Here is a 12,054-nt window from a genome sequence, read left to right on the forward strand (position 1 = left end):
TATTGACCGATAACGGTTGACCGAAAGGCCGCGGCATTATACAATAACAAAGGAATCAAACGGAGGAAAACCATATGAACATATCTTTTTTTCTCAAACCGAAAATAGAGGTTTCGTACCTGTTCGACGACTGTCCGGTGCGGCAGGCGCTTGACGATATGATGAAAAGCGGGTTTACCGCGATTCCGGTGATCGACCATAATGGGCGTTACATCGGCACGATCGGGGAAGGGGACTTCCTGCGCCTTCTGCTGCGCAAAACGCCTGAGCAGCTCGAAAAAATGACCGTGGGCGAGGTCGAGCGCCGTGTGCGGCACCGGTCGGTGAGCATCGACGCCAAAATGGAGGATATGGTGGATCTCGTAACCGCGCAGAACTTTGTGCCGGTCGCGGATGGACGCGGCATGTTCATCGGCATCGTCACGCGGCATGACGTGATCAAGCACCTGCGCGATACCTGCAGGGCGGAAAAAAACTGACGGAGGGGGAACATAATGGGAAGATCAGGCGGCGGCGGAGGCGGGTTCCGCGGCGGGGGCGGCTTTCGCGGCGGCGGACGGTCCTCCGGCGGTTTTTCCGGCGGCGGGGGACGCAGCGGCGGCAGCTTTGGCGGCGGCGGGTTCCACGGCGGCTTCGGCGGGTTCCGCACGGGACCGGTTATTATTCACAATTCGCGCCGCTACTACGGTGGAGGCGGGCCGAGCGGCGGGAACGGCGGCGGACGCGGTATGACGGTGCTGGTCGCCGTGATCGCCGTGCTGCTGTTTATCGGTGTTCTGCTGGCTTCGGGCGGTATTCCCTCAGGCGGCGGGGTGGCCAAGTCCACGGTGGAGCGGGAAAAGCTGCCCGTCTCGGCCGTGCAGGAGACCGGCTATTATACGGACGAGGGCGGTTGGTTTGGCAACGCCAACCGTCTGGAGGCCGGCATGAAGCAGTTTTATCGGGAAACGGGCGTGCAGCCCTACCTGTACCTGCTGCCAAACGGCGCGGTTACCTCGGTCAGCGAGCTGACCGAAAAAGCGGAGGAGCTGTATCCGCAGCTATTTCAGGATGAGGGGCATTTCCTGCTGGTGTTCTGCGACGACGGGCATGGCTCCTATAACTGCGGCTATACGGCCGGTAGCATGGCCAAGTCCGTGATGGACGACGAGGCGGTCGGCATCCTTGCCGACTATCTGGACCGGTATTACAGTGACTATTCGATTAGTGAGGAGGAGATTTTCTCCAACGCCTTTGCCAAAACCGGCGAGCGGATCATGACCGTGACCCGATCGCCCGTGGTGCCGGTGGCGGTCTGCGCCGCCGTGGTGGTCGTGGCGGTTCTGGTGTTCCTGACGCTCAAAAAGCGCCGCGAGCAGCGGGAGCGGGAGCAGAAGCGCACCGAGGAGATCCTGAAAACGCCGCTGGAAAAGTTCGAAGACCAGGAAGTTGAGGATCTGGCAAAGAAATATGAGGATAAACCATAAGCAAAAAGAAACCGTGTGGAAAAGGAGTAAAAAATCATGGGCATTCTAGAACGTTTCACCGACATTATCAAGGCAAACATCAACGACCTGCTCGATCGGGCGGAGGATCCGGCGAAAATGATCGACCAATACCTGCGCGACCTGACCGAGAACTTGGCCGAGGTAAAAAAGGAGACCGCGGGCGTGATGGCGCAGGAATCTCGCGCAAGGCGCATGGTGGAGGATAATCGGGTCGAGACCGAAAAATACGACGGTTTGGCGCGCAAGGCGCTGCAGGCTGGAAATGAGGGCGACGCGCGCGTGTTCCTCGCCAAAAAGCAGCGGCTTACTGAAAAGGCCGCCTCGCTGCAGGCGACCTATGACGCCGCGCACGAAAACGCACAGAAGATGCGCCAGATGCACGATAAGCTGGTCGAGGACATTGGCACGCTGAACGCCCGCCGCGAAATGATTAAGGCAAAGGTCGCGGTTGCCAAGACCCAGCAGAAGGTCAACGAGTTTTTCCTCGTCCGCGGACAAGGCCGCGGGTGCGATGAGCGCGTTCGAGCGCATGGAGGCCAAGGCCGACGAGATGCTTGACCGTTCAAGCGCGATGGCCGAGCTGAACGGGCAGCCGAAGGACGAAGCCGCGGAGCTGGAAAAGAAATACGCCCAAGCGGGCGCTTCCTCCGCGGTAGACGAAGAGCTTGCCAGACTGAAAGCAGAGATGGGCCTGTAACCGGTCAGCCAGAGCAAAGGGGAGAGCGAAGCCGCTCTCCCCTTTTTATTGCGCCTGTTTCCGGTAGACACTGGGCGATATGCCGGTGTATTTTTTAAAAATATAGCTGAAATAGTGCGGCTCATTGTAGCCGATGGCGTAGGCGATGTCGGCGAGCCGCAGGTCGGTCTCGCGCAGCAGGCGTTTGCTCCGCTCGACGCGGAACCGCGTCAGGTATTCCACAAAGGTCTGTCCCATCTGCTGGGAAAATACCGTGCTGAAATGGTTGGGGCTGAAGCCCACCTCGGCCGCCACCGTGTTGAGCGAAAGGTCGTTGTCCGCAAAATGCCGGCGGATATAGTCCTTGGCGCGTTGCAGCTCCTCCCCGTACCGCACGCCCTGCTTGCGGTCGCGCTGCAGGATGACGGCCTCCACCAGCGAGCGGGCAAAGGCAAGCGTGTCCGGATAGGTCACAACAGCTTTCATCAGGGTATCGCTGTTTCCAGCGTCCCGCAGGATGGCGGGCTGCTCCGCGTCGATGCTCTGTAGCAGGCGCATGGAGGAAACGACCAGATCGGCCAGCAGGTAATACCGGTACAATAGGCTGGAGCCGTTTTCCTCACGCGCGGAGCCGAAGTGGTGCTCGAGCAGGAAATCGATATCCTCCTGCGACACGTGGCGCAACCGTTCCGCAAGCGGGACTGCTTCGGTGAAATCGAACTGGGGGAACAGGCCGTGTTCCAGATCAAGCGCGCTGAGGATTGAGCCGTGCGGCTGGCCGACCAGCCCGCCGAGCGAGCGCCTGGCATCCTGATAGGAGCGCGGCAGCTCGCTCAGCCGCGGCACGATCGAGCCGATGCCGGCGGAAAGGCTGGCGTTCATCATGCGTTCGGCCTCGTGCTTGAGCGCCTGCGCGGTTTCATAGGCGGTTTCAAGGAGTCCATCATTTTCTCCGGCCTTGAGCAGCAGGAGGAAGCCGTCCCCGCGGCCGCACCACAGGATATCCTCCCGTTCGTCGAGCATGCGGCCGAGCAGCAGGCAGAATTGGCGGCGCAGCAGACTTTCCGAAACATCCCCTGTATCCGAGCGGATGTCCAGGCAGCAGATCAGATATTGCCGCGCGGCGAGCGAAAGGCCGAGCTTTTCCGCCCGCGCCAGCGCGTCCGAGGCGGAAAAGACCTCATCCAGCAGCTCGTTGAGGAAATGGCTGACCATTACACCGCGTTTGCGCGCGGAGGCGTTTTCCGTATCTAGGCCGGTGAAATAGGAGGCGCGCTCCTCCTCGATCTTGCGCGCGGTCTTTTCCAGGCTTCCCAGAAGCTGCGGCATGGTGACCGGCTTGAGGATGTATTCATCCACGCCGAGCGAGACCGCCTTGCGCGCGTATTCAAATTCGTCGTGGCCGCTCAAAATGAGGATATGCACCCAAGGCATTTTCGCGCGGATCATTTCGCACAGCTCCAGGCCGTCCAGAAAGGGCATGCGGATATCGGTCAGCAGGATATCCGGCTTAAGCTCCTGGATCATGGGCAGGGCCAGCTCGCCATCCGAGGCTTCCCCGCAGATGGCGTATTGGTTTTCCGCGCTCTGCAGGAGTTCGCGGATGCCTTTGCGCACGACCTCCTCGTCGTCCACAATAAATAATTGATACATGGTGTTTCCTCCGTCAGTCCATACGGCAGGGGATGGTGAATGATATGGTCGTGCCGGACCGGTAGGCGCTTTGAATATCCAGGCCGGAGTTGTTGTAATAAAGGCGGATACGCTGGTTGACGTTGTACAGGCCGAAGCCGGCCTGCGGGCCGGCGTCCGAGGTCAGCGCCGCGCGCACCTCTGCCAGCCGCTCCGCGGGCATGCCGATGCCGGTATCCGACACTGAGAACGTCATGGTCTGGTCGGGATTGCGCCGGCCGGTGACAGTGATCAGGCCGCGCCCCCGCTTTTTCTTGATGCCGTGATAGATCGCGTTCTCCACAAGGGGCTGAAGCAACAGCTTGAGTATGGGACAGGGGGCGAGCGACGCCTCCACATCGATGCGGTACTGCATGATGCTTTCATAGCGCACGGCCTGTATTTTCAGATAGCTTTCCACATGGGACAGCTCCTGGCCGACAGTGATATAGTCGCTGCCGCCGCTCAGCGAGATACGGAAAAACTGGGTCAGCGCCATAGTGATATCCACGACCGCCTGATTTTCCTTCTGCTGTGCCAGCCAGACGATCGTATCCAGCGTGTTATAAATAAAATGCGGGGTGATCTGCGCCTGCAGGGTGCGCATTTCTGCTTTGCGCAGACTGCGCTGGTCCGCAATGCGGTTCTCGATCAGCTCGTCAAGCTGGTCGGCCATGGTGTTGAGGCTGCGGGTCAGGGTGTCCAGCTCGGATACGGAGGGCGGCGCGGCGCGCGCCTCCAGATTGCCCGCCGCGAGCTGGACCGACATGGCCTCCAGCCTGCCGATCGGCTCGCGGATGTCCCGCTGCACCGACCGGCAGGAATCCACCGCCGCCATGATGATCACCAGCAGCAGCAGCGCGGCGAGAAAGGTGATTGCGATCGAGCAGGAGCGCAGCTGTCCGTTGATATCCGAGATCACGCCGATCTCAATGAAAATATACTCCTGTAGGACCGTGTGGAGCAGGTCGGACACGCTTCGGATCTCGCGCAGGATCTGCTCGTTGGAATACATGACCGAATGGCGGTAGGAGGGTGCGCCCAGCTCCTCCATATAGGAGGACATCGTATCCACGAGCCGCACGGCGGCCTCTACCTGCTGGCGGCTTTCATAGATTTCGGTTTCGTAAAGCAGGCGGTCCAGGCGGGTGGAGATCTCATCCATGATATGCTCCTGCGCTCCTGCCTGGTAAGCCTGGTTTCCGGCAACGATATCCCAAAGCTCGCTTTCCAGGCGGGCGCCGGACAGATCAACGATGGCGCGCGCATCCGAGATATAGTTGATATGCTGGTGGTAACGCGCGGTCGTGGGAAGCAGGAACAGGAGCAGAAGTACGGTCGGCACGGACAGCAGGCCCACGATGAACAGATAAGAGGAATGCAGGCGGCGCTGAATGCTCTGCTGTTTTTTCATGGCCCGATCCCTCCGTTGACCAGCAGGGTCCCGGGGAGAAGCGTGTTCTCAGCGGGCGACCCGCCTTGTTCCAGCATCCAGACCAGATCGATGACCGTTGTGCCGAAATCGGTGAGGTCGCACTGGCCGAGCGCGTTGATTTTGCCATCGGAAAAGGCCTGCATCACGCTTTCCCCGCCGCCGAGGGAAAATATACGCACGTCGCTGCCCGGCCGCAGGCCGTTTGCCTCGAGCGCGTCGATCACGCCGAGCGTCATTCCATCGTTATAGGACAGCACGGTGTCGAATTCATATTCGTTGCGCAGCAGGGAGCGGATCAGCTCATAGGCGCGCGAGCGCATATAATCCCCGCCCACGCTGAAGCAGAGACGGTATTGGCTGCTTTGGGAAAGCGAATCCTGAAACCCGTCCGAGATATCGTGCGCCGCCGAGGAGGCTACCGTGCCGCCGAGCTGGACGAGCTGGAACCCGTCGCTGCCGCTTTGGCACAGCGTTGCCGCAAGCTGTCCGGACAGGGCGTAATAGTCGAAGCCGACATGGTAGACCTGACAGGCGCTATCCTGCGGGCCGCCCGCGGCGGATTGGGACAGACGCTCGTTAATCGTAATCAGCGGGATTTCAGCCTCTGCGGCTTCGGACAGGATGTATTCCCAGCCGTTTTCCATTACCGGGGAAAAGATGATGGCATTCGTCCGGTAAACCAGGAGCGTGCGGATCGCGTCGATCTGGTCGGCCTGCGTGCGCGCGGTCTGGATGGTGGTTACCTGGATATGGCTGCGGCGCGCGGCCTGCTGGATGCTGTCGTACATCTGCTGCTTCCAGTCGTCCTCGCAGTCGGTCAGCACAAGGCCGATCACAACGTCAGGCGTGGCCGTGCCGCGGCCGGAGGGCTGGAACAGGATCACGCTTTCCACCAGCAGCATGCCGGCGACAATCGCGGCGATCGCGAGCAGGAGCGGTTTTCTGACCGGCATGAGCATTCCTCCATTTCCGTCCGGCGCAGCGGATAAAACGCGCGGCTGCAACAGTATACCATAATAAAAAATCATATCGGAAACCGGAGGCTGTTGCAACTGGAAACAAATTCCGCATGGGTGCATTGTGTAGGAAAATGTTGTATATTTGCAAAAAATACGAAAAATAAATGGGGAATGTAGAAAAAATAATGCGGAAAATGGAGGAGGTACGAATTTTTCTGATATTTTTTTGTTAGTGGGGCGGGCTGCGAAAATTTCTCGTAAGTTTGTGCATTTCCATGCGGGGAACTGACCCTTATACTAAAACTGCGATCCGACAGGAGACGGAGAAGAAAGAGACAAGAGATAAGGAGGCAATATTATGAAAAAGAGAATGCTGTCATTACTGAGCCTGCTGCTGGCGGGCATGCTGACCCTGACCGCCTGCGGTAACGGCGGCCAGACAACAGGCGGCCAGACCGATGAGGATATGGGTGACGCCCAGGCCGAAACCACGGATGTGGGCGAGGGCATGGTGGATACCTCGCAGTTCAAGAAGGACGGGCCGTATACCATTGGCTTTTCCAACATCTCGGTGGTCAACACGTTCCGCGTGCAGATGGTGCGCGAGCTGGAATACGCGGCCGAGCAGGCGGGCGTGACCCTGTATACGACGGACGCGGGCGGCGATACCTCCAAGCAGGTATCCGATATTCAGGACCTGATGGCGCGCGGCATCGATGCGCTGCTGGTCGCGCCGGGCTCCACGACCGCCACCAACGCGGTGACCAGGAAAGCGATCGACCAGGGCATACCGGTCATTGTCTTCAACTCCGAGGTAGAGGACGAGAGTGCGTTTACCGGCTATGTGGGTACGGACGCGATCGAGTTCGGCTATGTTATGGGCAAATGGCTGCTCAATGAGCTGGATGGCAAGGGCAACATCATCGTTCTGGACGGCACGGCCGGCGCGGGTGTCGGCGAGATGCGCCACCAAGGGCTGCAAAAAGCGCTGGACGAGCTGCCGGACGGCGGCAAGAACATCAATATCCTCGCCACCTATTATGCCGACTGGGCCTATGACAAGGGCAAGCAGGCGACCGAGCAGGCGCTCGCGGCCTATCCGGATATTGACGGCGTATGGTCGCAGGGCGGTGCCATGACGCAAGGCGCGATCGAAGCGTTCCAGGCGGCAGGACGCCCGCTGGTACCGATGACCGGCGAGGACAGCAACGGTTTCCTCAAGCTGTGGAAAGAAGCGCAGTCCGAAGGCTTCAAGTCCATCGCGGCGAGCGATGCCGCTTGGCAGGGCGAGGTCGCGCTTGAGGCCGCGCTCAAGGCGCTGGCCGGCGAGCCGATCGAAAAGTACAACTATATTCCGGTGCCGACGATTACCGACGCCGATATTGACCAGTATGTCCGGCCGGAATACTCGGATGCCTATTGGTGCAACACCAAGATGCCCAAGGAGGTAGCGGACCAGTACTATCTTGAGTGACTGACAGGAAGAGAGGGAATGGATTTGCGACAGACGGTTCTCGAAGCTAAGGACATCTGCAAATCGTTTTACGATAACCTGGTGCTTGATCATGTAAACTTTAGCTGTACGTCCGGCGAGATCCATACCCTCGTTGGGGAAAACGGCGCCGGAAAATCCACGCTGATGCGTATTTTTTCCGGCGTCTACCAGCCGACGTCGGGCGAGCTGTACCTGAACGGCAAGCCGGTCAAATTCACCGGCACGCTGCAGGCGCAGCAGGCGGGCGTCAGCATCATCCATCAGGAATTTAATCTGGTGCCGCACATGAGCATCGCGGAAAATATCTTTTTAGGGCGTCAACTGCGGAAAAAGGGTGGGAACCTTGATTTTCCAGCCATGCGGCGGCGTACAGAGGAGCTGTCCCGCATGATGCGCATGGAACTGGAACCGGATGCGCCGGTGTGCAGCCTGACGGTGGCGCAGCAGCAGATGGTCGAGATCATGAAAGCGATCGAGCTGGATACCCAGATCATCATTATGGACGAGCCGACCGCGGCGCTCACGCCGGTAGAGGTAAGCTCGCTGTTCGCGGCCATGCGTCGGCTGCGGGACGAAGGACGGACGATCATTTACATATCCCACCGCCTAAACGAGGTGTTTGATATCTCGGACCGTATTACCGTGCTCAAGGACGGTGTTATGGCCGCGACCCTGCGCACGGAGGAGACGACAAAGGACGAGGTGGTTAGCCTGATGGTCGGCCGCAAGCTGGATAATATTTTCCCGCCGCGCGACGAGGCGGCGGCGGGAGAGGTACGGCTGCAGGCCGAAGGCCTGGTGATTGCGCCCGGCAAGGGGCCGGCAAGTTTTTCCGTCCGCGCGGGAGAGATACTCGGCGTGACCGGACTGGAGGGACAGGGACAGCGGGAGCTGCTGCGTGCGCTGTTTGGGCTGCACCGGCTGGCCGCGGGGAAAATCTTTATTGACGGGCAGGAGGTCCGTATCCGCAGCACCAGGGAGGCGATGGCGCACGGCGTCACCTTCCTGACCGATGACCGGAAGAACGAGGGCTTGTGCCTGGACCTGCCGATCTATCGCAACATCAGCCTGCCGGTATTCCGCAGGCTGAAGACCGGACCGTTCCTCACCGTGCAGGCGGAACGGCAGGAAACGCAGCGCTACATGGAGCTGATGAACATTAAGGCGGAAAGCTCGGCCAAGCTGGTGCGAAAGCTGTCCGGCGGCAACCAGCAGAAGGTATTGCTCGGGAAATGCCTGTCGCCCGCACCCAAGGTCCTTTTGGTGCATGAGCCCACGCGCGGCATCGACGTGGCGGCAAAGATCGAGATTTATACGCTGCTCAAAAAGCTGGCGCGCGAGGAACAGGTCGCAGTCGTGATGGTATCAAGCGACCTGATGGAGGTGCTCAATGTCAGCGACCGCATCCTGGTTGTTTACGGCGGCGGCATCAGCGGCGAGCTTGCAGCGGCGGACGCGACCGAGGAAAGCGTGATGCGCCTTGCGACGGGCGTGGCGAAGGAGGCGGCGGTATGAATCTGCGTGCGTTTATCAAAAGGCATGACAATCTGTTTATCGTTTACGCGATCCTGCTGGCCGTTGCGGTGGTGGGCGCGGTATCCTCTCCGCGCTTCCTGACCGGAATCAACCTCGGCAACATCATGGAGCAGGCGGTGGGGCTTGGCATCGTGGCGCTCGGCCAGGTGCTGACCATACTGCTGGCGGGCATTGACCTGTCGGTCGGCGCGGTGGTCAGCATGTCTACCGCGATCATGTCGCTGGAGCTGTCCGGCGGCGCGGCGGGTATCCTGCTCAATATCCTCCTTACGCTGGCCGCGGGCGCGCTGGTCGGTGTGTTCAACGGCTTCGGCATCGTGCGCCTGCGCATCCCGCCGTTTATCATGACGCTGTCCACCATGTGCATCGTCAACGGCGTCGCGCTCAAAATCCGGCCCGTACCGGGCGGGTCGATCCCCTATGAATTCATGGATCTGCTGTTCGGGCGGATCGGCATTTTCCCGCACGCGGTGCTGCTGTGGGCGGTGGCCGGCGCGCTGCTGGTCTGGCTGCTGGGCAGCCGCCGTCTGGGACGGAATCTGTATGCGGTCGGTGGCAACCCGACGACCGCCGCACTTTCCGGCATACCGGTCGGGCGGGTGCGCATGCAGGCGCATATCCTGTGCTCGGTCCTGGCGGCGGTGGGCGGCATTTGCGTCGCCGCGCGCATGGGCTCGGGCGACGCCACGCTGGGCGAGACCTACAGTATGGATTCCGTGACCGTGTGCGTACTGGGCGGCGTGAGCCTGTTCGGGGGCCAGGGCAATATCGTGGGCCTGTTGGCCTCGACCTTTATCCTGACCGGAATCAGCAATATCCTGAACATGGTCGGCGTCAGCTCGTATTATCAGTATGTTTTCAAGGGCTTAATCCTGCTGGTCACGGTGCTGGTATTCTCAATCAAGGATAAGCAGAAAGGGTGAGGGCGGTGCAAATGGAAAAAAGCATAAAATGGAAAGACCGCTTTGCCAGGCTGAACGTTCCCATCATTTTCTGGGGCCTGCTCCTGCTGGTGGTGATACTGGGCTTTGTGTCCCCGAACTCGGTCAAGCCGGCGCACCTGCTTGACTTTACCCGACAGGCGGCGCCGATGATCCTGGTCGCGATCGGCCAGACCATCGTTATGATGATCGGCGGGCTGGATCTGTCGGTCGCGGCAGTCATGGTGCTGATCGACGTGGTTGCCGCGCAGATGATGATGAACGACCCGTCCCGCGCCGTGCCGGTCGCGCTGTTATGCCTGTGCATCGGCATGGTGGTGGGTCTGGTCAACGGCTTCCTGTGCGCGGTCATGCATATGCCGAGCTTTGTGGTTACATTGGGCATGAGCACGCTGCTGCTGGGCGTGACGCTGCTGTACAGCGGCGGCTCGCCGAAAGGCTCGATTCCGGATAACTTCCGTTTTCTGGGTACCGGCTTTGCCGGAAAGATACCGATGGCCGCAATCGTCTGGCTGGTGATAGCGGCGGTGGTGATACTGGTCATGCGTTTCCTGCCGATCGGACGGTATATCATGGCGACCGGCGTCAATCCAATGGCAGTGTACCAGTCGGGCGTTGATCCAGTGCGGATACAATTGACCTGCTATGTGCTCTGCGGCCTGTTTGCCGCGCTTGCAGGGCTGCAGATATCCGCCTATATCGGCACCGCCAGCCTGCAGCTCGGCGAGGACTACCAGACGCGCTCGATCGCGGTCGCGCTGCTCGGCGGCGCGGCGTTCACCGGCGGCAAGGGCAGCATTTTCGGCACCATACTCGCCAGCCTGTTCATGGTGGTCATGTCCAGCCTGATCGCGGTACTCAACATGGACGCAGGGGACCAGAATATCATCCAAGGTGTAATCATCCTGGTGGGCCTGCTGCTCAGCGGAATGAAGAAAGACGACTAACCCCCTGCATAAAGGAGCAAAACAAATGAAAGGACTTGAATTTGCCATCATCCGGTATGGGTCGATCTGGAACGATCCGGCCTTTAACGTGGCGGTACCCAATCCGGCGACCGCGCACCAGCCGCGGACGGAGAGCGTGTTCTCCGAGTTTCCCGCGTCGTTTATCCTGATCCGCCATCCGGAGGCTGGCTATATCCTGTATGATGTTGGCGATTTCCCAGACGGGGAAGACGGCATCCCCCGTCCGGATTACTGGAAGGAATATTTCCAGCCCCGCATGGAACGGGAGGATTATGTCGATCGGATATTACCCAGGCACGGCATCGAGCTTTCGGATATTTCCTGTATTATTTTGTCCCATATGCATTATGACCACGCAGGCGGCATCAAGTTTTTCAAGGGTACCAAAGCAGCGCAGAACGTGTATGTACCCCGAGAGGATTTTGCGTATGCCTGCCTCTCAGCACTGACCAATGACGAGGAGCGGAAGACCACCTCCCCCTATTGGCGCAGCGTCGTCACCGCGGGCGGGATTACCTATCACCTGCTTGAGGAGGACGTCGAGCTGTTCCCAGGCGTCCGGCTGTTCCTGATGTCCGGACACACGCCGGCGGTTGCGGTGCTGCTGTTGGAGGCGGAAAACGGGAACTACCTGTTTCCGAACGACGCCTGCTCCTGCCGCCTCAATTACGGCCCGCCGACCAGGCCGACCACCATCCTGTACGACAGTCTGGGCTATGAAAAAAGCGTCAGACGCCTGCGCAGGCTCGAGCGGGAATACCAGGCTAAGCTGATTTTTTTCGCATGATCTGGAGGAGGACCGCAGCTACCGCCATTTCCCATCATTTTACCGGTAAACGAACTTCTTTTCTTCTCTTTATACCAGTCCCTTGTCAGGACAAACGAA

The 12,054-nt window shown here is 59.7% G+C and carries 12 protein-coding genes; 9 read left to right on the forward strand and 3 right to left on the reverse strand.

The window, feature by feature from the left end:
- Nucleotides 1-74: 74 nt before the first annotated feature.
- Genes RX717_RS00125 through RX717_RS00140 form a run of 4 tightly spaced genes read left to right on the forward strand, consistent with a single transcriptional unit; the run spans nt 75 to nt 2,184 of the window.
- A complete protein-coding gene (locus RX717_RS00125) occupies nt 75-479 on the forward strand; it encodes a CBS domain-containing protein (RefSeq protein WP_107631332.1) in 405 nt (134 codons plus the stop codon).
- Nucleotides 480-494: 15 nt separating this feature from the next.
- Nucleotides 495-1,466 (forward strand): hypothetical protein, encoded by a 972-nt coding sequence (locus RX717_RS00130; RefSeq protein WP_159068132.1) that lies wholly within the window; start codon nt 495-497, stop codon nt 1,464-1,466.
- 36 nt (nt 1,467-1,502) lie between these two features.
- Nucleotides 1,503-2,045 carry a PspA/IM30 family protein gene (locus RX717_RS00135; RefSeq protein WP_316960474.1) on the forward strand — a complete coding sequence of 181 codons (543 nt, stop codon included), beginning with the start codon at nt 1,503-1,505 and terminating at the stop codon, nt 2,043-2,045.
- Nucleotides 1,999-2,184, forward strand: a complete 186-nt coding sequence (locus RX717_RS00140; protein ID WP_316960475.1) for a PspA/IM30 family protein — start codon at nt 1,999-2,001, stop codon at nt 2,182-2,184. Before RX717_RS00135 ends, RX717_RS00140 begins: the two co-directional genes overlap by 47 nt.
- A 45-nt stretch (nt 2,185-2,229) precedes the next feature.
- Here the strand turns inward: RX717_RS00140 and RX717_RS00145 are convergent, their stop codons facing one another.
- From RX717_RS00145 to RX717_RS00155, 3 genes are read right to left on the reverse strand one after another with little or no spacing between them, the layout of a single operon-like run.
- Nucleotides 2,230-3,816 (reverse strand): response regulator, encoded by a 1,587-nt coding sequence (locus RX717_RS00145; RefSeq protein ID WP_054326629.1) that lies wholly within the window; start codon nt 3,814-3,816, stop codon nt 2,230-2,232.
- A 13-nt stretch (nt 3,817-3,829) separates the two neighbouring features.
- Nucleotides 3,830-5,248, reverse strand: a complete 1,419-nt coding sequence (locus RX717_RS00150) for a sensor histidine kinase (RefSeq protein ID WP_107631331.1) — start codon at nt 5,246-5,248, stop codon at nt 3,830-3,832.
- Nucleotides 5,245-6,222 carry a substrate-binding domain-containing protein gene (locus RX717_RS00155; RefSeq protein ID WP_054326631.1) on the reverse strand — a complete coding sequence of 326 codons (978 nt, stop codon included), beginning with the start codon at nt 6,220-6,222 and terminating at the stop codon, nt 5,245-5,247. Before RX717_RS00155 ends, RX717_RS00150 begins: the two co-directional genes overlap by 4 nt.
- A 364-nt stretch (nt 6,223-6,586) precedes the next feature.
- On the opposite strand from RX717_RS00155, the gene RX717_RS00160 reads away from it, so the two are divergent.
- Genes RX717_RS00160 through RX717_RS00180 form a run of 5 tightly spaced genes read left to right on the forward strand, consistent with a single transcriptional unit; the run spans nt 6,587 to nt 11,955 of the window.
- Nucleotides 6,587-7,702, forward strand: coding sequence for an ABC transporter substrate-binding protein (locus RX717_RS00160; protein ID WP_054326632.1), 1,116 nt, complete (start codon nt 6,587-6,589; stop codon nt 7,700-7,702).
- Nucleotides 7,703-7,720: 18 nt separating this feature from the next.
- A complete protein-coding gene (locus RX717_RS00165) occupies nt 7,721-9,238 on the forward strand; it encodes a sugar ABC transporter ATP-binding protein (RefSeq protein ID WP_054326633.1) in 1,518 nt (505 codons plus the stop codon).
- Entirely contained in the window at nt 9,235-10,182 is a 948-nt protein-coding gene (locus tag RX717_RS00170; protein WP_054326634.1) for an ABC transporter permease, read from the forward strand. The genes RX717_RS00165 and RX717_RS00170 overlap by 4 nt, the downstream gene beginning before the upstream one ends.
- A gap of 11 nt (nt 10,183-10,193) precedes the next feature.
- Nucleotides 10,194-11,147: an ABC transporter permease gene (locus RX717_RS00175; protein WP_107631328.1), complete on the forward strand. Its 954-nt coding sequence runs from the start codon at nt 10,194-10,196 to the stop codon at nt 11,145-11,147.
- Nucleotides 11,148-11,172: 25 nt separating this feature from the next.
- The gene (locus RX717_RS00180; RefSeq protein WP_316960476.1) at nt 11,173-11,955 is read left to right on the forward strand and encodes an MBL fold metallo-hydrolase; all 783 of its coding nucleotides are present in this window, start codon (nt 11,173-11,175) and stop codon (nt 11,953-11,955) included.
- The last annotated feature ends 99 nt before the right edge of the window (nt 11,956-12,054 follow it).

The sequence above is a fragment of the Intestinibacillus sp. NTUH-41-i26 genome, from assembly GCF_032769475.1.
GTDB lineage: Bacteria > Bacillota > Clostridia > Oscillospirales > Butyricicoccaceae > Agathobaculum > Agathobaculum ammoniilyticum.

Coding starts and splice junctions, on each gene's coding strand:
- RX717_RS00165 (WP_054326633.1), top strand. CDS start 7,721: ATGGATTTGCGACAGACGGTTCTCGAAGCTAAGGACATCTGCAAATCG.
- RX717_RS00160 (WP_054326632.1), top strand. CDS start 6,587: ATGAAAAAGAGAATGCTGTCATTACTGAGCCTGCTGCTGGCGGGCATG.
- RX717_RS00135 (WP_316960474.1), top strand. CDS start 1,503: ATGGGCATTCTAGAACGTTTCACCGACATTATCAAGGCAAACATCAAC.
- RX717_RS00155 (WP_054326631.1), bottom strand. CDS start 6,222: ATGCCGGTCAGAAAACCGCTCCTGCTCGCGATCGCCGCGATTGTCGCC.
- RX717_RS00140 (WP_316960475.1), top strand. CDS start 1,999: ATGAGCGCGTTCGAGCGCATGGAGGCCAAGGCCGACGAGATGCTTGAC.
- RX717_RS00125 (WP_107631332.1), top strand. CDS start 75: ATGAACATATCTTTTTTTCTCAAACCGAAAATAGAGGTTTCGTACCTG.
- RX717_RS00175 (WP_107631328.1), top strand. CDS start 10,194: ATGGAAAAAAGCATAAAATGGAAAGACCGCTTTGCCAGGCTGAACGTT.
- RX717_RS00180 (WP_316960476.1), top strand. CDS start 11,173: ATGAAAGGACTTGAATTTGCCATCATCCGGTATGGGTCGATCTGGAAC.
- RX717_RS00170 (WP_054326634.1), top strand. CDS start 9,235: ATGAATCTGCGTGCGTTTATCAAAAGGCATGACAATCTGTTTATCGTT.
- RX717_RS00150 (WP_107631331.1), bottom strand. CDS start 5,248: ATGAAAAAACAGCAGAGCATTCAGCGCCGCCTGCATTCCTCTTATCTG.
- RX717_RS00130 (WP_159068132.1), top strand. CDS start 495: ATGGGAAGATCAGGCGGCGGCGGAGGCGGGTTCCGCGGCGGGGGCGGC.
- RX717_RS00145 (WP_054326629.1), bottom strand. CDS start 3,816: ATGTATCAATTATTTATTGTGGACGACGAGGAGGTCGTGCGCAAAGGC.